Genomic DNA, 24,129 nt, shown 5'->3' on the forward strand with positions numbered 1-24,129 from the left:
GGTTTGTCAGCGAAAGGGAACGTTCGTTAGCGTGATTCCAGGAATTTTATGAGCAAGAGCACTGCTGAGATCCGTCAAGCGTTTCTCGACTTTTTTCATAGCAAGGGACATCAGGTTGTAGCCAGCAGCTCCCTCGTACCGAATAACGATCCAACGCTGCTGTTTACCAACGCCGGCATGGTGCAGTTCAAAGACGTTTTCCTTGGCCAGGACAAGCGTGATTACACGCGTGCGACTACCTCGCAGCGCTGCGTGCGCGCAGGCGGCAAGCATAACGATCTGGAAAATGTGGGTTATACCGCACGCCATCACACCTTCTTTGAAATGCTGGGCAACTTCAGTTTCGGCGACTATTTCAAGCAGGAGGCGATTGCTTATGCCTGGGAACTGCTGACGGGTGAGCAGTGGTTCAGCCTGCCAAAAGAGCGTTTATGGGTAACCGTTTACGAAACCGATGATGAAGCCTTTGATATCTGGGCTGACCAGATCGGTGTGCCGCGCGAACGCATTATTCGTATTGGCGACAACAAGGGCAGCGCATACGCATCTGATAACTTCTGGCAGATGGGCGACACCGGTCCGTGCGGTCCCTGTACTGAAATTTTCTACGATCATGGCGACCATATCTGGGGAGGCCCGCCGGGCAGCCCGGAAGAGGATGGCGATCGCTATATTGAGATCTGGAATATCGTGTTTATGCAGTTCAACCGTCAGGCTGACGGCACCATGCAACCGCTGCCTAAGCCGTCGGTGGATACCGGTATGGGGCTGGAGCGTATCGCGGCAGTCCTGCAGCATGTGAACTCCAACTATGAGATCGATCTCTTTGCGCAGCTGATCAAATCTGTTGCTCAGGTCACTGGCGCAAGCGACCTCAATAACAAATCGCTGCGCGTTATCGCAGATCATATCCGCTCCTGCGCCTTCCTGATTGCCGATGGCGTCATGCCATCGAATGAGAACCGTGGCTATGTGCTGCGTCGCATCATTCGTCGTGCGGTCCGCCACGGCAACATGCTGGGCGCGAAAGAAGCATTCTTCTATAAGCTGGTGGCACCGCTGATTGAGGTTATGGGCGCTGCGGGTGAAGATCTGAAGCGTCAGCAGAAACTGGTAGAAAATGCGCTGAAAGCGGAAGAGGAGCAGTTTGCTAAAACGCTGGAGCGTGGTCTGGCGCTGCTGGATGATGAGCTGGCAAAAGTGAGCGGCGACACGCTGGATGGTGAAACCGTCTTCCGTCTTTATGACACCTTTGGCTTCCCGGCGGATTTGACCGCTGACGTTTGTCGCGAGCGCAATCTGAAGATTGATGAGGCGGGATTTGAAGCCGCTATGGAGCAGCAGCGCCAGCGCGCGCGCGAAGCCAGCGGCTTTGGCGCGGACTACAATAGCGTTATTCGCGTTGATGCCGTAACCGAATTTAAAGGTTATGAAGAGCTGGCGCTGAACGCCACGATTGAAGCGCTGTTTGTTGATGGTCAGTCAGTAGAACAGATCACCGCTGGACAGGATGCCGTCGTGATCCTGAAGGCTACGCCGTTCTACGGTGAATCAGGCGGGCAGGTGGGGGACACTGGCGTACTCACAGGGCAGAATGCTGAATTTAGCGTGCAGGATACGCAAAAGTATGGCAAAGCACTGGGACATATCGGTAAGCTCACTCATGGTCAGCTGCGTATCGGTGATGCGCTGCAGGCGCAGGTAAACGAAGCGCGTCGGGCACGTATTCGCCTGAATCACTCAGCAACGCACCTGATGCATGAAGCACTGCGTGAAGTGCTGGGCGATCACGTCGGGCAGAAAGGCTCGCTGAATAACGATAAATATCTGCGTTTTGACTTCTCGCATTCTGAAGCGATGAAGCCGCAGCAGATCCGTGAAGTTGAAGATATCGTCAATGCACAGATCCGCCGCAACCTGCTGATTCAGACCGATATCATGGATCTGGAAGAGGCTAAAGCGCGTGGGGCGATGGCGCTGTTTGGCGAGAAGTACGATCAGCGGGTGCGCGTGGTCAGCATGGGCGAATATTCAGTGGAGCTGTGTGGCGGTACGCACGCTGCGCGCACGGGTGATATCGGCTTGTTCCGCATTCAGTCTGAGTCGGGCACGGCTGCCGGTATTCGTCGTATCGAAGCGCTGACCGGTGAAGCGGCAATTGCTCAGCTGCATGCACAGAGCGATCAGCTGACTGACATTGCTCAGGTGGTGAAGGCCAACAGTAGCAACCTCAGTGAGAAGGTGCGCGGTCTGGTGGATAACGTACGCGCGCTGGAGAAAGAGCTGCAGCAGCTACGCGATCAGCAGGCAGCCCAGGAGAGCGCATCGCTGAGCAGCAGCGCCATTGAAATCAGGGGCGCTAAACTGCTGGTAAGTGAGCTGAGTAACACTGAACCGAAAATGCTGCGTACGATTATGGATGACCTTAAAAACCAGCTTGGGTCTGCCGTGATCGTACTGGCAACGGTAGCAGAAGGTAAGGTTTCGCTGATTGCAGGCGTAACTAAAGATCTGACCGACCGCGTGAAAGCAGGTGAGCTGATTAGCGCGCTGGCCGTTCAGGTGGGCGGAAAAGGCGGTGGACGTCCTGACATGGCGCAGGCGGGCGGTACCAATCCGCAGGCGCTGGCAGGCGCGCTGGCAGGCGTACAGGAGTGGGTAAGCAGCCGGCTGTAACAATTAAAATTAAGCGTTGTATAGCGCCAGGAACGTCTGTTCCGGCGCTTTTTAGTGCAATGGACACCAGGTAATGACAAAGTCCGGTCGATGTAGTGTATTTCGGCTAAACTGATTATCAGCAGAATGTATTGGTGTGACAAATCACAATGGTGTATTTGTCATAGGTATTGTTCAGCGGTATATGATGGATATGGCCGGGAGCCCGAACAGGCCCGACTCTTTTAATCTTTCAAGGAGCAAAGAATGCTTATTCTAACTCGTCGAGTTGGTGAAACCCTCATGATTGGCGATGAGGTGACTGTAACGGTGCTGGGCGTTAAAGGTAACCAGGTCCGCATTGGCGTTAATGCGCCAAAAGAAGTATCGGTACATCGTGAAGAGATTTATCAGCGTATTCAGGCTGAAAAAACACAAACCACGGGTTACTAACGTTTTCAGCGTCTCGCTCATGGGCGAGACGCTACCTTTCTGCTCCCTCCATCCGTTTATTTCTGTTTTAGCTTCCTCGCTTTTTTCATTACTGCTCTGGCTTTTGCTGTTGATAAATCACCCTTTTCGCCGTTAAATCAGCCGAATTGTGCGTCATTTGTGCAATCGAACGCGTGAGTGAAAAAAGTCGGGAGAAATTGTTTGACTTATAAGTCCGGGAAAGTAATATGTGCGCCACGCAGTGCCGATGAGCAGAAACAAGTTCAGAAGCACGGTTCGGAAGAACGCGTAAGGTGAGGTGGCCGAGAGGCTGAAGGCGCTCCCCTGCTAAGGGAGTATGCGGTCAAAAGCTGCATCCGGGGTTCGAATCCCCGCCTCACCGCCATTTCCGATGCATCCATAGCTCAGCTGGATAGAGTACTCGGCTACGAACCGAGCGGTCGGAGGTTCGAATCCTCCTGGATGCACCATCTTTTAGATGGTAGCGGATAAAGTTAAAGAGTGAACGAGCAGTTCCTTTCATGGTGAGTTGTTAGCACCCTGCGTAATACAAGAATTACCTCAATGCATCCATAGCTCAGCTGGATAGAGTACTCGGCTACGAACCGAGCGGTCGGAGGTTCGAATCCTCCTGGATGCACCATTCTTTGTATCATTTCAGGCTTGTTGCAGTTAGTCCATCGTAAGAAATACCTCAATGCATCCATAGCTCAGCTGGATAGAGTACTCGGCTACGAACCGAGCGGTCGGAGGTTCGAATCCTCCTGGATGCACCATTCTTCACCCCCTTTCAGTGTTATCAACGTCGCTTCTTTGCAGGCTACGCTTCAGTGCATCCATAGCTCAGCTGGATAGAGTACTCGGCTACGAACCGAGCGGTCGGAGGTTCGAATCCTCCTGGATGCACCATTCTCTGCTTTTTCCCCATATGCTTCAGTTAAACCCGTTACCGACAGCTTCAGCACCCGGGCTGTGCTCTCCAAATCTCCCCCGGCAGTACCAGCCGCTTTCGCAATTAACCCGTCTCTGTTCAGCGATTTTAGCGCCGCCAGAGTTCACTGGCGTTAATAGGAATGCTGACTCTCTTTTGTACTCTGTTTTGAAAAATGCTGCATTTACCGCCATTTATGCCCGGTTTTGTTCCCTGACCTTTTTCTGAAAACGAAAATTCCTAATGCTTTCAAAGCATTTGCGGTTAAGCCTGCCTGGCGACAACCTGAGCGCATTAAGCTAAAGTAATGGCTCATTTTGTCGTACGTGCGATATGCCATTACCGTGAATGATTTCCTGATTTATGGCTCGCTGCTGGGCAGCAGCTTTCTGAGCGCCACGCTGCTTCCGGGCAGTTCAGAAGCTGTACTGATAACGCTGCTGGTTGCTCAGAAAGGATCGGTATATGGCCTGTTGCTGGCTGCATCAGTGGGAAACACGCTGGGTGGCCTGACCAACATTTTTCTTGGTCGCCTTATGCCGCAGAACGGGCAGGGGCGATGGCATGACACAGCATTGACGTGGTTACACCGATGGGGCCCTGCGGCATTGATCTTTAGCTGGCTGCCGGTTGCTGGCGATCTGCTTTGCGTTCTCGCAGGCTGGTTGCGCTTCAGCTGGCTGCCTTGCATGCTGTTTCTCGCTCTCGGCAAAACGCTGCGTTATATCTTTATCGCGATCGCCACAATACAGGGTATGGAGTGGTGGCATTGATTCGCACAGATTCGAGGCTACGGTTAACATTATGCTGAACAAAAATAAATTATTCTCACAGCGGGAGGTTAATGTGATCCCGGACGTATCAAAAGCGCTCTCCTGGCTGGAAGCGCATCCCGACGCGTTAAAGGGTATCGGCCGTGGCATCGAACGCGAAACGTTACGCGTCGGGCCCGATGGTCATCTGGCTACTACCGGCCATCCGGCATCGCTTGGCTCGGCGCTGAAGCATGACTGGATCACCACGGATTTTGCGGAAACGCTGCTGGAGTTCATTACGCCGGTCGATAAAAATATCGATCGCTCGCTGACCTTCCTGCGCGACATCCATCGCCATGTGGCAAAACAGCTGGGTGAAGAGCGCATGTGGCCCTTCAGTATGCCCGGTCACGTTGACGATACCGATAAAATTGAGCTGGCACAGTATGGCAGTTCAAACGTGGGCCAGATGAAGACCCTCTACCGGCAGGGGCTGAAAAACCGCTACAGCGCGCTGATGCAGATTATCTCTGGCGTGCATTACAACTTCTCGCTGCCGCTCTCTTTCTGGCAGGAGTGGGCGGATGTAAAAGATGCTGAGAGCGGTAAAGAGACCATCTCTGCGGGCTATCTGCGCCTGATCCGCAACTATTATCGTTTCGGCTGGGTGATCCCTTATCTGTTTGGTGCCTCGCCGGCGATCAGCTCCTCATTTCTTCAGGGGCGTGAGAGCCAGCTGCCGTTTGAAACGGATGGTAAAGATACGCTGTGGCTGCCGTATGCGACCTCTCTGCGCCTGAGTGACCTGGGTTATACCAATAAGTCACAAAGTAATCTCGGTATTACCTTCAACTCGCTGGAAGGGTATGTGAGCGCGCTGAAGGCCGCAATCAAAACCCCTTCTGAAGAGTACGCAGCCATGGGCGTCAAAGATGCTGAAGGCAACTGGCTGCAGCTTAATACTAATGTACTGCAGATTGAGAACGAGCTGTATGCGCCTATCCGTCCGAAGCGCGTTACCCGTTCGGGAGAAGCCCCTTCTGATGCGCTGCTGCGTGGCGGCATTGAGTATATTGAAGTGCGCTCGCTTGATATCAATCCGTTCTCACCGGTAGGTGTGGATGCCGATCAGGCGCGCTTCCTCGATCTGTTCCTGATTTGGTGTACGCTGGCCGATGCCCCTGAACTGAGCGCCAGCGAGCTGCTCTGCAGTCGCAAAAACTGGAACCGCGTGGTGATGGAAGGACGTAAGCCAGGGCTGGTTATTGGCGTTGGCTGCAGCGACACTGAACATTCGCTGGTTGAAGTAGGCAAAGCGCTCTTTGCCGATCTGCGTCGCGTCGCGGAAGTGCTGGATAGCAACGAGGGCAGCACGCAATATCAGCAGGTATGCGATCAACTGGTAGCTTCTTTTGACGATCCTGAGCTAACCTACTCGGCGCGCATTCTTCACGCTATTAAAGAGAACGGCCTGACCGGAGCAGGTGTTGCACTGGCGGAGCAGTACCGGCAGATGCTCTGCGCGGAGCCACTGGAAATTCTGACCGAAGCGGATTTCACTCAGCAGGCGCAGGAGTCTGTTGCTGCACAGCAGGCGCTGGAAGCGAGTGATAGCATAAGCTTTGAGGATTATCTGGCAGGTCGGGAAGGCTGAAAAAGAAAATGGCCACATCACTGTGGCCAAAATTAACATCTCTGTTGTCAGGGATGATGATAACAAATGCGCGTCTTTCATATATTCAGACGCAGAACGACGAGAAAAGTTTCATCGTTCAGAAAAAATTTTTCAAACAGGAGGTGACGTATGCCACTACTGGACAGTTTTACCGTTGATCACACCATCATGGCCGCGCCGGCAGTACGCGTGGCAAAGACCATGACAACTCCGCATGGCGATACCATCACCGTTTTCGATCTGCGTTTCTGCCGGCCAAACATCGACATTCTGACCGAGCGCGGGATCCATACGCTGGAGCATCTGTTTGCCGGCTTTATGCGCGATCACCTCAACGGTGACGGCGTGGAGATCGTAGACATCTCTCCAATGGGGTGCCGTACCGGTTTCTACATGAGCCTGATCGGCACGCCAGACGAGCAGCGCGTGGCGCAGGCGTGGAAAGGGGCGATGGAAGATGTTCTGAAAGTCAAAGATCAGAATCAGATCCCGGAGCTTAATGAGTATCAGTGTGGCAGCTACAAGCTGCACTCCCTGGACGAAGCGCAGCAGATTGCGCGTAATGTTCTGTCACACGAGATCGGTATTAATCGCAACGAAGATCTGAAGCTGCCAGCAGAGAAGCTGAAAGAGTTGCATATCTGATTAGCCCTTTCTGTAAAAACGCCGCATATTCTGCGGCGTTTTTTTGTATCACGATCCCACTGAGCTTTTCAGCGGCTGCTGCGGTGTAACCCGCACCTGCTTCACCATGTTGTCCTGCACGTCGAGAATATCGATGTCATAGCTGCCAACCTGTACCCGCGTTTCGGTCTGCGGGATCTCTTCCAGCGCCTCAAGCAGCATGCCGTTAATGGTGCGCGCTTCCTCTTCCGGCAGCGTCCAGTTGAACGCCTTATTGATTTCGCGCACGTTAGCGCTGCCTTCAATCAGCACCGAGCCATCATTCTGCGGCATCACCTCTTCTGCGAGAGAAGGGGACATGGAGGTAGTAAAGTCGCCAACGATCTCTTCCAGAATATCTTCGATGGTGATGAGCCCCTTAATATCGCCATACTCATCCACTACCAGACCCGCTTTTTTCTTATTGCGCTGGAACTTAACCAGCTGCACATTCAGCGGCGTGCCTTCCGGCACATAGTAGATCTCATCAGCCGCGCGCAGCAGACGATCCTTATTGAACTCCTTTTTTTCCGTCATCATGCGCCAGGCTTCGCGCACGCGCAGCATGCCCACGGTATCGTCCAGCGAATCGCGAAACAGCACAATACGCCCATGCGGTGAGTTACTCAGCTGACGCTCAATCGATTTCCAGTCGTCATTGATATTGATACCAACAATTTCATTGCGCGGCACCATGATGTCATCCACGCTGACTTTTTCCAGATCGAGCACGGAGAGCAGCATATCCTGATTACGGCGAGACATCAGCGAGCGCGACTCGTAGACAATGGTGCGCAGCTCCTCTTTGCTCAGCGCGGAGTTTACGGAGCCCTCTGTTTTAATCCCCACCATACGCATCAGCATGCGCGTAATGGTATTAAGCAGCCAGACCAGTGGCAGCATCACATACTGCAGCGGCGCCAGTAAAACGCTGCTGGGGTAGGCCACTTTTTCAGGGTAGAGCGCTGCGATAGTTTTAGGCAGGACTTCAGCAAAAACCAGAACAACAAAGGTCAGCACGCCGGTGGCGATAGCAACCCCGGCATCACCATACAGACGCATCCCTACGATAGTCCCCAGTGCGGAGGCGAGAATATTGACCAGGTTGTTGCCGATTAAGACCAGACTAATCAGGCGATCGGGCCGGCGCAGCAGTTTCTCAACGCGCCGCGCTGCACGATTACCGCTTTTCGCTTTGTGCCGCAGCTTATAGCGGTTGAGCGTCATCATGCCGGTCTCAGAGCCGGAGAAGTACGCTGAGACCAGCACCATGATGACAAGAATGATAATCATCGTGGTGGTTGAAACATGTTCCAACGAAAAATTCCTTAGTGGGAAGTGAGAAGATGCTGCAGTACGCGACTGCCGAAGTAAGCCATGGTCAGCAGCAGCGCACCGCCGCAGTTAAACCAGACCACGCGCCGTCCGCGCCACCCTTCACGGTAGTGCCCCCAGAGCAGCACGATATAGACGAACCAGGCAAGAATGGAGAGCACCGCTTTATCAATGTTCTCTGCGCTGAACAGGTTATCCATGAAGAAAAGCCCGGTGCAGAGCACCAGCGTCAGCAGCACCACGCCAATCTGCGTGATATGAAACATTTTGCGCTCAATGCTTAGCAGCGGCGGCATATCCTGCGTAAAGGCGAGCTTTTTGTTTTTCAGCTGATAGTCGATCCACGCCAGCTGCAGCGCATAGAGCGCGGCAATAATCAGCGTGGCATAAGCAAACAGCGACAGACCAATATGCACCATCATGCCCGGCGTGGTCTCGAGGTGCGTAATAAAGGCATTCGGGACAAAGGTGGCAAACGCCAGATTAATTAACGCAAAGCTATAAACCACCGGCAGCAGCAGCCAGCCACGGTTACGTGAAGCCACAATAGTCATAATGGCGCAAATCAGCAGGCTCACCAGCGATCCGATATTAAGTAAGCTGAGATTTTGCCCGCTGTCGATAGCAAATATCCGCTGCTGCAGCGCGACAGCATGCGCAATCAGCGCAACGCAGGCGGACAGGACAGCAAATCGCCGCCAGCCGCTGTTACGTTTCAGTAAGCTGGGGATGATAAGTGCAAGACTGAGGGAGTAGGCGAAGAGCGCCACGATCGCGAAAACGAACATAGATCCTTTCTGAGAGTGATGAGATAAGGAAAAAAGCAGTATAGCGTCAGCGGCAGTATGCTCCAAACGATCTCACGGTCAATTGCAGAGATCGCTCAGGCTTCGTGTTATAATCCGGCGCATTGTGTCGCTCAGGCGGCCTCGCTACGGTATTAAGTGAGAGAGCATGTTTGATAATTTAACCGATCGTTTGTCGCAAACCCTGCGCAACATCAGCGGCCGCGGACGGCTGACCGAAGAGAACATCAAAGATACCCTGCGCGAAGTGCGCATGGCGCTGCTGGAGGCGGACGTTGCGCTGCCGGTAGTACGTGAATTTATTAACCGCGTAAAAGAAGCCGCGGTCGGACACGACGTCAATAAAAGCCTGACGCCGGGTCAGGAGTTTATCAAGATTGTCCGCAACGAGCTGATTGCGGCAATGGGGGCTGAAAATAATACCCTGAACCTGAATGCGCAGCCGCCGGCCGTGGTGCTGATGGCGGGCCTGCAGGGTGCCGGTAAAACCACCAGTGTGGGTAAGCTCGGTAAGTTTCTGCGTGAAAAGCACAAGAAAAAAGTGCTGGTGGTCTCAGCTGACGTTTATCGCCCGGCGGCGATTAAACAGCTGGAGACGCTGGCGCAGCAGGTGGGGGTGGATTTCTGTCCCTCCGATCTCAGCCAGAAGCCGGTTGACATCGTTAAGCATGCGCTGAAAGAGGCGAAGCTGAAGTTCTACGACGTGCTGCTGGTGGATACCGCCGGTCGTTTGCACGTAGACGAAGCGATGATGGACGAAATCAAACAGGTCCACGCCGCCATTAATCCGGTGGAAACGCTGTTTGTTGTCGATGCCATGACCGGTCAGGATGCCGCGAACACGGCTAAAGCATTTAATGAAGCGCTGCCGCTGACCGGGGTGATCCTGACCAAGGTTGATGGTGACGCACGCGGCGGTGCCGCGCTTTCGATTCGTCACATCACCGGTAAACCGATCAAGTTTATGGGGATGGGTGAGAAAACCGAGGCGCTGGAAGCGTTTTATCCCGACCGTATCGCCTCGCGCATTCTGGGCATGGGCGATGTCCTGTCGCTGATTGAAGATATTGAAAGCAAGGTTGACCGCGATCAGGCGGAAAAGCTGGCGAAAAAGCTGAAAACCGGTGACGGTTTCGATCTCAATGACTTCCTTGAGCAGCTTAAGCAGATGCGCAATATGGGCGGTATGGCCAGCCTGATGGGCAAACTGCCGGGTATGGGGCAGCTGCCGGACAACGTTAAATCGCAGATGGATGACAAGGTGCTGGTGCGCATGGAAGCCATCATTAACTCCATGACGCGTAAAGAGCGTGAGAAGCCTGAAATCATCAAGGGTTCACGCAAGCGTCGCATCGCGACCGGCGCCGGTATGCAGGTGCAGGATGTCAATCGGCTGCTGAAGCAGTTCGATGATATGCAGCGCATGATGAAAAAGATGAAGAAAGGTGGCATGGCAAAAATGATGCGCGGCATGAAGGGTATGATGCCGCCAGGTTTCCCGGGCCGTTAAGATATCGCTACACAGCCAGAAAAGTATGCTACTGCGGTTGCTTTTTGCGCCAAAATGAGTAAAATTTTCGGGCTTTTTATATTGCACCCGGGCCCCGTTCCTCGATGGGGCCCGGTTGTTTTATTAACTAAAGAGGATGTTATGGTAACAATTCGTTTGGCACGTCACGGCGCAAAAAAGCGTCCGTTCTACCAGGTCGTCGTCACTGACAGCCGCAATGCACGCAACGGCCGCTTCATTGAGCGCGTTGGTTTCTTCAACCCGATCGCATCTGGTCAGGCTGAAGGTCTGCGTCTGGACCTGGACCGTATTGAGCACTGGGTTGGCCAGGGCGCAACGCTTTCCGATCGCGTTAACGCGCTGATCAAAGAAGCAAAAAAAGCAGCTTAATCTGTCACGGTGGTGAGCATGACCAGTAAACCTGCCGCACAGCCTCCTGTTAACCCCATCGTTTTGGGCAAAATGGGTGCCGCTTACGGAATTCGGGGCTGGCTCAAAGTGTTTTCCTCCACTGAAGACGCTGAAAGCATCTTCGACTATCAACCCTGGTTTATCCAGCGCGCCGGTAAATGGCAGCAGGTAGAACTGGAAGGTTGGAAGCACCACAATCAGGACCTGATTATCAAAGTCAACGGCATTGACGATCGGGACGCGGCGGCGCAGTTAACCAATTGTGAAATCACGGTTGACTCCACGCAGCTGCCTGCGCTGGGAGAGGGTGATTACTACTGGAAAGACCTTATGGGTTGTAAAGTAGTTAACCTCGACGGCTATGAGATGGGCAAAGTCATTGATTTGATGGAAACCGGCTCAAACGATGTACTCGTCGTTAAGGCGAACCTGAAAGATGCATTCGGTGTACAGGAGCGGTTAATACCGTTTCTCGATGAACAGGTTATCAAGAAAGTCGATCTCGCTACTGGCACTATTGAAGTAGACTGGGATCCTGGTTTTTGATCTCCGGACAATCCGGTAACGTAACGGCGAACGCGATGTGGATTGGTGTTATCAGCCTGTTTCCAGAGATGTTTCGCGCTATTACCGAGTACGGGGTAACTGGCCGGGCAGTTAAAAATGGCCTGCTCAACATTGAGAGCTGGAGTCCTCGTGACTTCACGCACGACCGGCACCGTACCGTGGACGATCGTCCTTACGGCGGCGGACCGGGAATGTTGATGATGGTGCAACCCTTACGGGATGCGATCCACGCAGCGAAAGCAGCGGCGGGAGAAGGTGCTAAGGTGATTTATCTGTCACCTCAGGGGCGCAAACTTGACCAGCAGGGCGTTTGCGAACTGGCGACTAACCAGAAACTGATTCTGGTCTGTGGTCGCTACGAAGGTATTGATGAGCGCGTGATCCATACAGAGATTGACGAAGAGTGGTCAATCGGTGATTACGTTCTCAGTGGTGGTGAGCTGCCAGCCATGACGCTGATTGACTCCGTCGCCCGGTTTATTCCCGGCGTACTGGGCAAGCAGGCGTCCGCCGATGAAGACTCATTCTCGGATGGTTTGCTGGATTGCCCGCACTATACCCGGCCTGAAGTGTTAGAAGGGATGGAAGTACCGTCAGTTCTGCTGTCGGGCAACCATGCCGATATTCGCCGCTGGCGCCTGAAACAGTCGCTAGGCCGTACCTGGCTAAGAAGACCTGAACTTCTGGAAAACCTGGCTCTGACTGAAGAGCAAGCAAGGTTGCTGAATGAGTTCCAGCGGGAACAGCAGCAGCAACAAAACGATGAAGCGGAAGAGTAATCTTCCCTGACTATCAGTTTACCCAGGATATGAGATTTAATTATGAGCAACATTATCAAGCAAATTGAACAAGAACAGCTGAAACAGGATGTACCTTCATTCCGTCCGGGTGATTCCGTGGAAGTGAAAGTATGGGTCGTTGAAGGTTCTAAAAAACGTCTGCAGGCATTCGAGGGCGTGGTTATCGCTATTCGTAACCGCGGTCTGCACTCTGCATTCACTGTTCGTAAGATTTCCAACGGCGAAGGCGTTGAGCGTGTCTTCCAGACTCACTCTCCGGTAATTGACAGCATTACTGTCAAACGTCGTGGTGCTGTGCGTAAAGCCAAACTGTACTACCTGCGTGAGCGCACCGGTAAGTCAGCTCGTATCAAAGAGCGTCTTGGCGCGTAAGCGACATCTCAAAGTTAATAGCAAACAAGGGGTTGGCATAATGCCAGCCCCTTTTTTATGGATGCTTTAAGCGATAAACCGCGGCCTCAACCGGCCCGTCCGGCAGCACAATCAGCCCGTGCTGGCAGCCTGTCAGCGTAAACCCGCTGCGTAATGCCACGGCGCGGCTGGCGACATTATCTGTGGCGGCCAGGATTTCCAGCTCCGTGATATCTGGCCGGCTAAAACCCAGGGTTATCAGTTGCGCTACCGCGCGTGTAGCCACGCCCTGACGCTGCGCATCGCTGCGTACCCAGTAGCCCAGCGCTGCAACCTCGCCGGGCTGACGGGCAAAACGGATCCCGGCCCCTCCCAGCAGACGATGACGGCTGTCTGCGATCGCAAACCTTTCGGCCTCACCTCTGACACGCTCTGCGTGAGCGAAATTAAACCAGCTTACTGCCTCTTCCGGCCGGTAATTTTCATGTGCCCACGTCATCCAGGGCAGCAGGGTATCAAGAGACTGATTGACGGCCTCAGCAAAAGCAGTTGCATCTGACAGCGCAAAGGGACGCAGGATTATCTCAGTCATAATCAGTCAGCCTTCATAAATTGTGAGGAATTACAGAATATTAACTGAGCGCGCAGTGAAAAACGAGTCGCAGCTCTACGATAGTGTAATTTTATATTTACACACATCCGGCAAGGTATACAGTGTCATTTATTTATATATATCTGATAAATATAAATTTAAATGCAAATTTATACCGTGGTGCAATGCAGGTGGTAAAAATAGTGTACACGCATGGATTGCATACAATACAGCCTGTGATAGAGTAAGCGTCATCCTCACTGAGGATCCAAACCGCACAGATGAGTAAAAAGGATCGCCACCATGCAGAAAGACGCGCTGAATAACGTACATATCGCTGACGAACAGATTTTAATTACGCCGCAGGAGCTGAAAGCACGCTTTCCGCTGACGGCAGAGCAGGAAGCTCAGATTACTGCTTCGCGTAAAACTATTGCGGACATTATTGCCGGGCGCGATCCGCGTCTGCTGGTGGTCTGCGGTCCCTGCTCAATTCACGATCCGGAAGCAGCGTTAGCGTACGCCCGTCAGTTAAAAGATCTCTCTGTGCAGCTGAAGGATCAGCTCTATATCGTCATGCGCGTCTATTTTGAAAAACCCCGCACCACCGTAGGCTGGAAAGGGCTGATCAACGATCCTTACATGAACAACTCATTTGATATGGAAGCCGGGCTGCACATTGCGCGTCAGCTGCTGGTAAACCTGGTTGAAATGGGTTTGCCACTGGCGACAGAAGCGCTGGATCCTAATAGCCCGCAATATCTCGGCGATCTGTTTAGCTGGTCAGCCATTGGTGCGCGCACCACGGAATCACAAACGCACCGTGAAATGGCGTCTGGTCTTTCAATGCCGGTAGGTTTTAAAAACGGCACCGATGGCAGTCTCGGCACGGCGATCAACGCTATGCGTGCGGCAGCGATGCCTCACCGTTTTGTCGGCATTAACCAGGCAGGGCAGGTCTGCCTGCTGCAGACGCAGGGCAACCCGGACGGACACGTGATCCTGCGCGGTGGCAAAGCGCCTAACTACGGCCCGGACGATGTTGCACAGTGTGAAAAAGAGATGCTGAAAGCAGGACTGCGCCCGGCCTTAATGATAGATTGCAGCCATGGCAATTCTAACAAAGACTATCGTCGTCAGCCTGGCGTAGCCGAATCGGCTATTGCGCAGATCAAAGATGGAAACCGCTCTATTATTGGCCTGATGCTTGAGAGCAATATTCACGAAGGCAATCAGCCTTCAGAGCAGCCGCGCAGCGAAATGAAGTATGGTGTCTCGGTGACCGATGCCTGCATTGACTGGAATACTACCGAAACGCTGCTGCGCACGATCCATCAGGATCTGCAGGGAGTGCTGTCGGCGCGTCTGTCACACGAGGTATAAAGAGTCATGGTGGCTGAACTGACCGCATTGCGCGATCAAATTGATGAAGTCGATCAGGCGCTGCTTGGGCTGCTGGCAAAACGACTGGAGCTGGTGGCACAGGTTGGCGAAGTAAAAAGCCGTTACGGCCTGCCGATTTATGTACCCGAGCGTGAAGCAAGCATGCTGGCGTCACGCCGGCACGAAGCAGAAGCGCTCGGCGTATCTCCCGATCTGATTGAAGATGTATTGCGTCGTCTGATGCGGGAATCCTATACCCATGAGAATGACAAAGGTTTCAAAACCCTTTGTCCTTCACTGCGTCCGGTAGTGATCGTCGGCGGCAGCGGCAAGATGGGGCGTCTGTTTGAAAAAATGCTGACACTGTCCGGTTATCAGGTGCGCATTCTGGACAAAGAGGACTGGGATCGCGCCGATCGGCTGCTGCAGGATGCGGGCATGGTGATCATCAGTGTCCCAATCCATCTTACCGAGAAGATCATCGCCGATCTGCCTGCGCTGCCGGACGACTGCATCCTGGTCGATCTTGCATCGGTAAAAAACAGGCCGCTGCAGGCCATGCTTGCCGCGCACGCCGGACCGGTACTGGGGCTGCACCCGATGTTTGGGCCCGACAGCGGCAGTCTGGCAAAACAGGTTGTGGTCTGGTGCGACGGTCGTCAGCCGGAAGCGTATCAGTGGTTCCTGGAACAGATTCAGGTTTGGGGAGCACGGCTGCACTGCATCAGCGCCGCAGAGCACGATCAGAACATGGCCTTTATTCAGGCGCTGCGTCACTTTACGACTTTTGCTTACGGCCTTCACCTGGCTGAAGAGAATGTGAACCTGGATCAGCTGCTGGCGCTCTCTTCACCTATTTACCGGCTGGAGCTGGCCATGGTAGGGCGGCTATTTGCGCAGGATCCACAGCTCTATGCCGATATCATTATGGCTTCAGAAAGCAACCTGGCGCTGATAAAACGTTACCATCAGCGCTTTGGTGAAGCTATATCGCTACTGGAACAGAGCAATAAGCAGGCGTTTATCAGCAGTTTTGAGCGCGTGGAACAGTGGTTTGGCGATCACGCCCAGCGTTTTCTGGTTGAAAGCCGCAGTCTGTTACGCTCGGCTAACGATAGCCGGCAATAAAAAAAGGCACCCTCAGCGGTGCCTTTTCTGCTTATATGCGGGGTTCAACCGGAACCACATTTTCACCAGGATAGCAGCCCAGCACTTTCAGTGAGCGCGTCAGCTGGCGTAATTCTGCCAGCGCCAGCTGCATATTTTCCGACTGCAGATTGCCCTGCACATCAATGTAGAACATCTCTTCCCACGGGTTACCGTTAATTGGGCGATTCTCCAGCCGGCTCATAATCAGATTATGGTTGCGCAGTACCAGCAGGGCCTCTACCAGCGCACCCGCCTGCTGACCGGTAGCCATGATCAGCGTGGTTTTGGCCGGGACCTGCACCGAAACGTCAACCGGCTTGCGCGCCAGTACGATAAAACGCGTGTGGTTCTGCTGCTGATTTGCCAGGTTACGCTCCAGCACCTGCAGCCCATAGAGTTCACCGCCTGCTTCGCTGCCCAGGGCGGCAACCTCTGGGGAATTAAGCGCGGCGACTTTCTCCATGGCTGCGGCAGTGCTTTCGGTGTACTCAATTTTCCACTGCGGGAAACGGTTAATAAACTGACTGCACTGCTGAAAAGGCTGGGGATGACTGTAGACGGTTTTGATCTGTTTAAGCGTGGTGGTCTCTTTTACCAGTACACAGTGCTCGATAGGGATGGTCAGTTCGCCAATGATTGAGAGCGACGTCTGCTGCAGCAGATCGTAAACATCATTGATAGAGCCTGAGCTGGTGTTTTCAATTGGCATCACCGCATAGTCAGCCTGGCCAGCCTCAACCTGCTGGATAATATCCTGAAATTTCAGACAGCCGTTTTCAACATATGAAGCAAAATGGCGTGACGCATATTTACGGGCGGCCAGATGCGAATAAGATCCCTTAGGTCCCAGAAAGGCGATGCGGGGCGCCAGCGCATGCGGGTGGTTCAGGTTTTTCTGCAGCAGCGCCTGCTGCGTCAGCACCGAATCTTCAATAATCAGCTGAAACAGACGGGTAATGTAGTGGGCATCGAGCTGCTGCTGCTTACCGAGGGAAATCAGATTTTCCAGCAGGGCACGCTCCCGCTCAATATCACGTATGGGCCGCAGCGTGGTCAGTTTCGCCTGGGCAACTTCGATTGCCAGCGACCGTCGCTCGGCCAGCAGCGTAAGTAGTTTGCTGTCAACTGCGCTGATTTTATCGCGCAGCACCAGCAGTGGATTATCGATACTCATTAAGCTCACCTGTAAATACAGTTAAAAAAAAAGCCTCCCGCTGGGGGAGGCTTTGTCATTCGTCTTCGCATTCATTTTCGCATGACGACACGCCTCCCGTTCAGGGGAAGGTAAAAAAGAATGCGAAGAAAAATGGCTGATGTTTCATGTCTGATTCCGGCAGGAAAGTGTTCTGAGAGTAATCGTACTGCTTAAAAGCTGTCAATAAAAAACGCGCCAGCTGGCGCGTTTTTTATAACTACAGCGTTTATCCTGCCGGAATAAAATCTTTAACACTGCTGGCAGCGCGGCGTGCTTCAGGCTTGTGCTGAGCTTTATTTAGCTGGCGCCCCAGTTTCTCAATCAAATCATTGATGGCGGTATACATATCACCATGTTTGGCACTGGCAACCAGAGTACCGTTAGGCGTATTAATCGTGGCATCTGCCGCAAACTCTTTAGGCTCTTTTGACAACACGATGTGTGGGTTAATGAGGTGGACTTGCCGCTTTTCCAGCTTAGCGAGACGGTCTTCGACATGGCTGCGGATGGCCGGAGTGATTTCCATTTGTTTACTGGTAATGTTCAGAATCATAGTTAAACCTCTCTGTCATTTCCGTCTGGGTAGAGTCAGCATACCGCGCCCCACAGGAATTTATGTGATCTTGATCACATAGAAAGGTCACTTTTTGTCAACGCAGAGGATTTGCGAGAAAGACCGGAGATTATTTAAAAATTGCTTGAAGCCAGCACTACAGCAGGGCAGGATTGACGGGTTAACCGCAACGCAAATGCCCTTTGCAGGCATAAAAAAAGCAGCCAAACGGCTGCTTTTTAAGCACGTTATCAACCACTTTTTTAACTGTTATTGGCCGCGATAATTTTCGCAACTTTGTCAGCTTCGGCCGTTAACTGCAGCTGGCGATAAGCATTCTCCATCAGCGGCAGCGCATCGCGTGTTGCCTGCGTATCCTGATAATCACGCATCATGCCTTCCACACGATTAACAACAGCGACATAAGCCCCGCGCTTGGTATAGAATTGCGCCACCGAAAGTTCATATTTCGCCAGACGATCTTTCAGATAGGTCAGGCGTTTCTGAGCATCCGCCGCATACTGGCTGTTTGGGTAGCTACGCAGCAGCTGGGAGAAGTCACGGAAGGCGTCGCGCGCATGGTTGGGATCGCGATCGGAGCGATCGATACCAAAGAAGCCCTGCAGAGCTGAGTCATCCAGGGCCATATCCGTCAGACCTTTCATATAGATGACGTAATCGATATTCGGATGAGTCGGGTTCAGACGCATAAAGCGCGAGATAGCAGCCTGCGCCAGCGGAAGATCGGCATTTTTGTAATACGCGTAGATTAAATCCAGCTGCACCTGCTGCGAGTAAGGACCAAATGGATAACGATTATCCAGCGCTTCCAGTTGCTTAATTGCCGCTTTGAAGTTACCGTCCTGCAGCTTTTGCTGAGCTGTGGCATAAATTTCAGACGGCGGGCTGTCCGGAACCGGATCAGATGAGCCGGAGCAGCCTACCAGGGCCAGGCTCAATGTGGCGGCAGCCACCAGATGTTTCATACGCGTCATGACGAAATGATTATCCTCAAAATGTTATGGCGGAAGCTGTCCGTATAGCTCCCGGTAATGACCAGTACGATAGCACATTATATTAAACGGCATCGCCGTAAAACCCAACGTTAACGAAGAAGCTGTATATGGCACAACAAGTTCAACTCACCGCAACGGTGTCCGAAGCACAGCTTGGACAACGTTTAGATCAGACTTTGGCAGAATTGTTCCCTGATTATTCACGCTCCCGCATAAAAGAGTGGATCCTCGATCGCCGCGTCAGCGTCAACGGCACTATCATCGATAAACCGAAAGAGAAAGTTCTGGGCGGTGAGCAGGTGGCTATTGATGCTGAAATTGAAGAGGAACAGCGCTGGGAAGCGCAGAACATCCCTCTTAATATCGTTTATGAAGATGACCATATTCTGGTTATCAATAAACCCCGCGACCTGGTGGTACACCCCGGTGCAGGTAATCCTGACGGCACTATTCTGAATGCACTGCTCTACCACTTTCCGCCGATCGCTGATGTACCGCGCGCCGGTATCGTACATCGCCTGGATAAAAACACTACTGGCCTGATGGTCGTGGCAAAAACGGTTCCGGCACAGACCCATCTGGTGGAAACGCTGCAGCTGCGTGAAATCACGCGTGAATATGAAGCGGTTGCCATCGGTACGATGACGGCTGGCGGCACCGTTGATGAACCCATGGCGCGACACTCCACCAAGCGTACCCATATGGCCGTCCATCCGATGGGAAAACCGGCAACCACGCACTACCGCATCATGGAGCATTTCCGGGCCCATACGCGCCTGCGCCTGCGCCTGGAGACGGGCCGTACGCATCAGATCCGTGTTCATATGGCGCATATCAACCATCCGCTGGTGGGCGATCCGCTTTACGGTGGCCGGCCGCGTCCGCCAAAAGGGGCGTCAGAGGCGTTCATTAATACGCTGCGCGGATTTGATCGTCAGGCGCTGCACGCGACAATGCTGCGTCTCTATCATCCGATAACCGGTATTGAAATGGAGTGGCATGCTCCGCTGCCGCAGGACATGGTTGATCTGATTGACGCCTTAAAAGCCGATACGGAAGAGTTCCGCGATCGCATGGACTGGCTATGAGCGAATGGATCATCCCGGACTGGCCTGCTCCGCAGCGCGTTCGGGCCTGCTCCACGACCCGGCGGGGCGGTCATAGCCTGGCGCCCTGGGATTCGCTCAACCCGGCGGCTCACGTCGGGGATGCGCCCGCTCACGTGATGCGTAATCGCCAGCACATCGCAGAAACATTATCGCTTTCTGCAATGCCGCAGTGGCTGGATCAGATACATGGCAATGCGGTAGTGCGCCTGCCTGCAGCCTGTGCGCTGCCACAGGCTGACGCGGCCATTACCCGGGAGCCGGGCGTGGTGTGCGCCATTATGACGGCTGACTGCCTGCCGGTGCTGTTTTGCAGTAAAGATGGCAGTGAAATCGCAGCAGCCCATGCGGGCTGGCGCGGCCTCTGTAACGGCGTGCTGGAACAGACGCTGGCGCAGTTTCACTGTCCGGCCAGCGAGGTATATGCCTGGCTGGGCCCGGCTATCGGACCCGGTGCGTTTGAAGTAGGAGCGGAAGTACGTCAGGCATTTATGGCCCACGATGCGCGCGCAGAAGTGGCCTTTCGTCCGGCAGGCGCAAAATATTTTGCGGATATCTGGCTGCTGGCCGAACAGCGTCTGCTTAGCGCAGGCGTAACCTCTGTCAGCGGTTCACGACGCTGCACGTTCACAGAAAAGCAGGATTTTTTCTCTTTTCGCCGCGACGGTGTTACCGGGCGTATGGCTACATTAATCTGGCTGCAATAACCTTACGCCCGGAGACGAGCCGGGTAGCCTGTTTTTTGCTCACAATGTCAGGTCAGAAACCTTGAAAATTTGAGGCCTGACCTCATCTTAATCTCCAGTAGCATTTTGACCTGTAACGGGAGGAATTATGCGTCTGGATCGTCTTACCAACAAATTCCAGCTAGCCCTTGCTGATGCCCAGTCCCTGGCTCTGGGACAGGATAACCAGTTTATTGAACCACTTCATGTGATGAGCGCTCTGCTCAACCAGGAAGGGGGATCGGTGCGTCCGCTGCTTAGCGCAGCAGGAGCCGATGTCGCCACTCTGCGTAGCAGTATTGAACAGGCAATCAATCGTCTGCCCCAGGTCGAAGGCACCGAGGGGGATGTACAGCCCTCAGCCGATCTGGTGCGGGTGCTGAACCTGTGTGACAAACTGGCGCAAAAGCGCGGCGATAACTTTATCTCATCTGAATTATTTGTTCTGGCGGCTCTGGATTCACGCGGTTCACTGGCGGATCTGCTTAAAGCTGCCGGCGTGACGTCTGACAAACTCGCGAACGCTATCGAACAATTGCGCGGAGGCGAAAACGTGAATGACCAGGGAGCTGAAGATCAGCGCCAGGCACTGAAAAAATATACCATCGATCTCACCGAGCGCGCCGAACGTGGCAAGCTGGACCCGGTAATCGGACGCGATGAAGAGATCCGCCGTACCATCCAGGTGTTGCAGCGCCGTACCAAGAATAACCCGGTATTGATTGGTGAACCCGGCGTGGGTAAAACCGCCATTGTTGAAGGGCTGGCTCAGCGCATTATCAATGGTGAAGTGCCTGAAGGCCTGAAAGGTCGTCGCGTACTGGCGCTGGATATGGGGGCGCTGGTGGCGGGAGCCAAATACCGTGGTGAATTTGAGGAGCGCCTGAAAGGGGTGTTGAACGATCTCGCGAAGCAGGAAGGCAATGTCATTCTGTTTATAGATGAGCTGCACACGATGGTAGGCGCAGGCAAAGCTGATGGCGCGATGGACGCAGGAAACATGCTGAAGCCAGCTCTGGCGCGTGGTGAACTGCACTGCGTTGGCGCAACCACGCTGGATGAGTATCGGCAGTATATAGAAAAGGATGCTGCCCTGGAGCGTCGCTTCCAGAAAGTATTTGTGGCAGAGCCCAGCGTCGAAGATACCATCGCTATTCTGCGCGGTCTGAAAGAGCGCTATGAGCTGCATCACCATGTGCAGATCACCGACCCGGCTATTGTGGCAGCAGCAACGTTGTCACATCGCTATATCGCCGACCGGCAGCTGCCAGATAAAGCGATCGACCTGATTGATGAAGCTGCATCCAGTATTCGTCTGCAGATCGATTCGAAACCTGAGCCGCTCGATCGTCTGGAGCGCCGTATCATCCAGCTGAAACTGGAGCAGCAGGCGCTGAAGAAAGAGTCTGACGATGCCAGCGTCAAGCGTCTTGAGATGCTGGAGACGGAGCTGAATCAGAAAGAGCGCGAATATGCAGAACTGGAAGAGGAGTGGAAAGCTGAAAAGGCGTCACTCACCGGTACGCAAAATATTAAAGCGGAGCTGGAGCAGGCAAGACTGACGCTGGAACAGGCGCGGCGCACAGGCGATCTGGCGCAAATGTCAGAGCTGCAGTATGGCAAAATTCCGGCGCTGGAAAAGCAGCTGGCGAGTGCCACTCAGGCTGAAGGCAAAATCATGAAGCTGCTACGCAACCGCGTAACGGATGTTGAGATTGCCGACGTACTGGCGCGCTGGACCGGTATTCCGGTAGCACGCATGATGGAAGGTGAGCGCGACAAACTGCTGCGTATGGAGCAGGAATTACATGCGCGGGTTATCGGCCAGAACGAAGCGGTAGAGGCGGTTTCAAATGCCATCCGTCGCAGCCGGGCAGGCTTGTCCGATCCCAATCGCCCGATTGGTTCATTCCTGTTCCTCGGTCCAACCGGGGTAGGTAAAACCGAGCTGTGTAAAGCGCTGGCAAATTTTCTGTTTGACAGCGACGATGCGATGGTGCGGATCGACATGTCTGAGTTTATGGAGAAACATTCGGTTTCGCGGCTGGTGGGTGCACCTCCGGGATATGTCGGATATGAGGAGGGCGGTTATCTTACTGAAGCGGTACGCCGCCGGCCTTACTCCGTCATCTTACTGGATGAAGTTGAGAAAGCGCATCCGGATGTATTTAACATCCTGCTGCAGGTGCTGGATGATGGACGACTGACGGATGGTCAGGGGCGTACCGTAGATTTCCGCAACTCAGTGGTGATCATGACGTCGAACCTGGGATCGGATTTAATTCAGGAGCGCTTCGGTGCGCTTGATTACCCAGCGATGAAAGAAACGGTAATGACGGTAGTCGGACACCACTTCCGTCCTGAGTTTATCAACCGTATCGATGAAGTGGTGGTATTTCATCCGCTGGGAGAGCAGCACATTGCCTCTATTGCGCAGATACAGCTGCAGCGGCTTTATCAGCGTCTGGAAGATCGCGGCTATCAGCTGCACATCTCCGAAGCAGCACTGAAACTGCTTGGTGAGAATGGCTACGATCCGGTTTACGGTGCGCGTCCGCTCAAACGGGCTATCCAGCAGCATATTGAGAACCCGCTGGCGCAGAAGATACTCTCCGGGGCGTTTGTGCCAGGAAAAACCATCGAGATGGATGTAAGCGAAGGCGAAATTGTCGCTCACCAGTAAGTGTTGTGCATAAAAACGGGCCTGCGGGCCCGTTTTTTGTTTCTTTAATATACAGCTGAGCTGGTTTTTACAACGCATTGCCTGGAAAGTAAGCGCCCGAGCAAAAAAGTTGAAATTAGCACTTGTCACCCGGCGAGAACTCCCTATAATGCGCCACCACTGAGACGGCAAAGCGGCAACGCAGACGGGCTCAGCAGGGCGTGAAGCGATTCACCCCGCCGGAGAAAACGCTGAAAAAAGTGGTTGACTCCGGAGGAGGAAAGCGTAATATACGCCACCTCGCAGCAGACGCTTAAGGCGCTGGCTGCACCGCTCTTTAACAATTTATCAGACAATCTGTGTGGGCACTCGCAGGATTGATATCACAAGCCTACGGGCTTTAAAAAATATCAAGTCTTTGCTGAGTGAACACGTAATTCATTACGAAGTTTAATTCACAGAGCACCGCTTAACTTGTTTAAGCAAATCAAACTTTAAATTGAAGAGTTTGATCATGGCTCAGATTGAACGCTGGCGGCAGGCCTAACACATGCAAGTCGGACGGTAGCACAGGGGAGCTTGCTCCTTGGGTGACGAGTGGCGGACGGGTGAGTAATGTCTGGGAAACTGCCCGGTGGAGGGGGATAACTACTGGAAACGGTAGCTAATACCGCATAACGTCTTCGGACCAAAGTGGGGGATCTTCGGACCTCACGCCACCGGATGTGCCCAGATGGGATTAGCTAGTAGGTGGGGTAACGGCTCACCTAGGCGACGATCCCTAGCTGGTCTGAGAGGATGACCAGCCACACTGGAACTGAGACACGGTCCAGACT

General features: G+C 53.4%; 22 protein-coding genes, 5 tRNA genes, 1 rRNA gene and 1 other annotated feature. Of the genes, 21 read left to right on the top strand and 7 right to left on the bottom strand.

The window, feature by feature from the left end; all coding sequences use genetic code 11:
• The first annotated feature begins 48 nt into the window (after positions 1 to 48).
• The 10 genes from alaS to luxS all read left to right on the top strand — a co-directional run bounded on the left by alaS (position 49) and on the right by luxS (position 7,114).
• On the top strand, positions 49 to 2,676 hold the full coding sequence (gene alaS, locus C1Y41_RS11635; RefSeq protein WP_104085503.1) for an alanine--tRNA ligase: 2,628 nt from the start codon (positions 49 to 51) through the stop codon (positions 2,674 to 2,676).
• Positions 2,677 to 2,922: 246 nt separating this feature from the next.
• Positions 2,923 to 3,108 (top strand): carbon storage regulator CsrA, encoded by a 186-nt coding sequence (gene csrA, locus C1Y41_RS11640; RefSeq protein WP_039379826.1) that lies wholly within the window; start codon positions 2,923 to 2,925, stop codon positions 3,106 to 3,108.
• Positions 3,109 to 3,400: 292 nt separating this feature from the next.
• Positions 3,401 to 3,493: transfer RNA gene (locus tag C1Y41_RS11645), tRNA-Ser, on the top strand.
• An 8-nt stretch (positions 3,494 to 3,501) separates the two neighbouring features.
• Positions 3,502 to 3,578: transfer RNA gene (locus tag C1Y41_RS11650), tRNA-Arg, on the top strand.
• 96 nt (positions 3,579 to 3,674) lie between these two features.
• A tRNA-Arg gene (locus C1Y41_RS11655) sits at positions 3,675 to 3,751 on the top strand.
• A 56-nt stretch (positions 3,752 to 3,807) separates the two neighbouring features.
• Positions 3,808 to 3,884: transfer RNA gene (locus C1Y41_RS11660), tRNA-Arg, on the top strand.
• A 56-nt stretch (positions 3,885 to 3,940) separates the two neighbouring features.
• Positions 3,941 to 4,017 (top strand) — tRNA-Arg (locus C1Y41_RS11665).
• Positions 4,018 to 4,383: 366 nt separating this feature from the next.
• Entirely contained in the window at positions 4,384 to 4,812 is a 429-nt protein-coding gene (locus C1Y41_RS11670) for a YqaA family protein (protein ID WP_104085504.1), read from the top strand.
• A 31-nt stretch (positions 4,813 to 4,843) separates the two neighbouring features.
• A complete protein-coding gene (gene gshA / locus C1Y41_RS11675; protein ID WP_039379822.1) occupies positions 4,844 to 6,448 on the top strand; it encodes a glutamate--cysteine ligase in 1,605 nt (534 codons plus the stop codon).
• 150 nt (positions 6,449 to 6,598) lie between these two features.
• Entirely contained in the window at positions 6,599 to 7,114 is a 516-nt protein-coding gene (luxS, locus tag C1Y41_RS11680) for an S-ribosylhomocysteine lyase (protein ID WP_094112197.1), read from the top strand.
• A gap of 48 nt (positions 7,115 to 7,162) precedes the next feature.
• Here the strand turns inward: luxS and C1Y41_RS11685 are convergent, their stop codons facing one another.
• A complete protein-coding gene (locus tag C1Y41_RS11685) occupies positions 7,163 to 8,449 on the bottom strand; it encodes an HlyC/CorC family transporter (RefSeq protein ID WP_039379818.1) in 1,287 nt (428 codons plus the stop codon).
• Positions 8,450 to 8,460: 11 nt separating this feature from the next.
• Positions 8,461 to 9,255, bottom strand: coding sequence for an inner membrane protein YpjD (locus tag C1Y41_RS11690; RefSeq protein ID WP_039379815.1), 795 nt, complete (start codon positions 9,253 to 9,255; stop codon positions 8,461 to 8,463).
• Positions 9,256 to 9,421: 166 nt separating this feature from the next.
• Between C1Y41_RS11690 and ffh the strand changes: the two genes are divergently transcribed.
• The 5 genes from ffh to rplS all read left to right on the top strand — a co-directional run bounded on the left by ffh (position 9,422) and on the right by rplS (position 12,933).
• Positions 9,422 to 10,783, top strand: a complete 1,362-nt coding sequence (gene ffh, locus C1Y41_RS11695) for a signal recognition particle protein (protein WP_039379813.1) — start codon at positions 9,422 to 9,424, stop codon at positions 10,781 to 10,783.
• Positions 10,784 to 10,924: 141 nt separating this feature from the next.
• The gene (gene rpsP, locus C1Y41_RS11700) at positions 10,925 to 11,173 is read left to right on the top strand and encodes a 30S ribosomal protein S16 (RefSeq protein WP_007893313.1); all 249 of its coding nucleotides are present in this window, start codon (positions 10,925 to 10,927) and stop codon (positions 11,171 to 11,173) included.
• 18 nt (positions 11,174 to 11,191) lie between these two features.
• On the top strand, positions 11,192 to 11,740 hold the full coding sequence (gene rimM / locus C1Y41_RS11705; protein WP_039379809.1) for a ribosome maturation factor RimM: 549 nt from the start codon (positions 11,192 to 11,194) through the stop codon (positions 11,738 to 11,740).
• Positions 11,741 to 11,775: 35 nt separating this feature from the next.
• Positions 11,776 to 12,540 (top strand): tRNA (guanosine(37)-N1)-methyltransferase TrmD, encoded by a 765-nt coding sequence (trmD, locus tag C1Y41_RS11710; RefSeq protein WP_052246437.1) that lies wholly within the window; start codon positions 11,776 to 11,778, stop codon positions 12,538 to 12,540.
• Between the two features lie 42 nt (positions 12,541 to 12,582).
• Positions 12,583 to 12,933: a 50S ribosomal protein L19 gene (gene rplS / locus C1Y41_RS11715; RefSeq protein ID WP_039379805.1), complete on the top strand. Its 351-nt coding sequence runs from the start codon at positions 12,583 to 12,585 to the stop codon at positions 12,931 to 12,933.
• 55 nt (positions 12,934 to 12,988) lie between these two features.
• Here the strand turns inward: rplS and C1Y41_RS11720 are convergent, their stop codons facing one another.
• Complete coding sequence (locus C1Y41_RS11720) at positions 12,989 to 13,504, bottom strand: GNAT family N-acetyltransferase (RefSeq protein ID WP_071668529.1); 516 nt, start codon at positions 13,502 to 13,504, stop codon at positions 12,989 to 12,991.
• Positions 13,505 to 13,807: 303 nt separating this feature from the next.
• On the opposite strand from C1Y41_RS11720, the gene C1Y41_RS11725 reads away from it, so the two are divergent.
• Both C1Y41_RS11725 and tyrA read left to right on the top strand, forming a co-directional pair.
• Positions 13,808 to 14,887, top strand: coding sequence for a 3-deoxy-7-phosphoheptulonate synthase (locus tag C1Y41_RS11725; RefSeq protein WP_071668528.1), 1,080 nt, complete (start codon positions 13,808 to 13,810; stop codon positions 14,885 to 14,887).
• Positions 14,888 to 14,893: 6 nt separating this feature from the next.
• Complete coding sequence (gene tyrA / locus C1Y41_RS11730; RefSeq protein WP_104085505.1) at positions 14,894 to 16,015, top strand: bifunctional chorismate mutase/prephenate dehydrogenase; 1,122 nt, start codon at positions 14,894 to 14,896, stop codon at positions 16,013 to 16,015.
• 31 nt (positions 16,016 to 16,046) lie between these two features.
• Here tyrA and pheA read toward each other — a convergent pair whose 3' ends face one another.
• The 4 genes from pheA to bamD form a co-directional block, all read right to left on the bottom strand.
• The gene (gene pheA / locus C1Y41_RS11735) at positions 16,047 to 17,210 is read right to left on the bottom strand and encodes a bifunctional chorismate mutase/prephenate dehydratase (protein WP_071668526.1); all 1,164 of its coding nucleotides are present in this window, start codon (positions 17,208 to 17,210) and stop codon (positions 16,047 to 16,049) included.
• Between the two features lie 23 nt (positions 17,211 to 17,233).
• Positions 17,234 to 17,359, bottom strand: a sequence feature (Phe leader region).
• A complete protein-coding gene (gene pheL / locus C1Y41_RS11740) occupies positions 17,311 to 17,358 on the bottom strand; it encodes a pheA operon leader peptide PheL (RefSeq protein ID WP_104085515.1) in 48 nt (15 codons plus the stop codon). (Overlaps the previous feature by 48 nt.)
• 98 nt (positions 17,360 to 17,457) lie before the next feature.
• The gene (gene raiA, locus C1Y41_RS11745) at positions 17,458 to 17,784 is read right to left on the bottom strand and encodes a ribosome-associated translation inhibitor RaiA (RefSeq protein WP_104085506.1); all 327 of its coding nucleotides are present in this window, start codon (positions 17,782 to 17,784) and stop codon (positions 17,458 to 17,460) included.
• A gap of 263 nt (positions 17,785 to 18,047) precedes the next feature.
• Positions 18,048 to 18,779 (bottom strand): outer membrane protein assembly factor BamD, encoded by a 732-nt coding sequence (bamD, locus tag C1Y41_RS11750; RefSeq protein ID WP_065648353.1) that lies wholly within the window; start codon positions 18,777 to 18,779, stop codon positions 18,048 to 18,050.
• Between the two features lie 128 nt (positions 18,780 to 18,907).
• Between bamD and rluD the strand changes: the two genes are divergently transcribed.
• From rluD to C1Y41_RS11770, 4 genes are all read left to right on the top strand, one after another.
• Entirely contained in the window at positions 18,908 to 19,888 is a 981-nt protein-coding gene (gene rluD, locus C1Y41_RS11755) for a 23S rRNA pseudouridine(1911/1915/1917) synthase RluD (protein ID WP_104085507.1), read from the top strand.
• Positions 19,885 to 20,613, top strand: coding sequence for a purine nucleoside phosphorylase YfiH (gene yfiH, locus C1Y41_RS11760; protein ID WP_104085508.1), 729 nt, complete (start codon positions 19,885 to 19,887; stop codon positions 20,611 to 20,613). The genes rluD and yfiH overlap by 4 nt, the downstream gene beginning before the upstream one ends.
• Positions 20,614 to 20,740: 127 nt before the next feature.
• Complete coding sequence (gene clpB, locus C1Y41_RS11765; RefSeq protein WP_071668523.1) at positions 20,741 to 23,314, top strand: ATP-dependent chaperone ClpB; 2,574 nt, start codon at positions 20,741 to 20,743, stop codon at positions 23,312 to 23,314.
• A gap of 475 nt (positions 23,315 to 23,789) precedes the next feature.
• A 16S ribosomal RNA gene (locus C1Y41_RS11770) occupies positions 23,790 to 24,129 on the top strand; the annotation flags it as partial.

This window comes from Pantoea sp. ICBG 1758 (genome assembly GCF_002928325.1).
GTDB lineage: Bacteria > Pseudomonadota > Gammaproteobacteria > Enterobacterales > Enterobacteriaceae > Pantoea > Pantoea eucrina.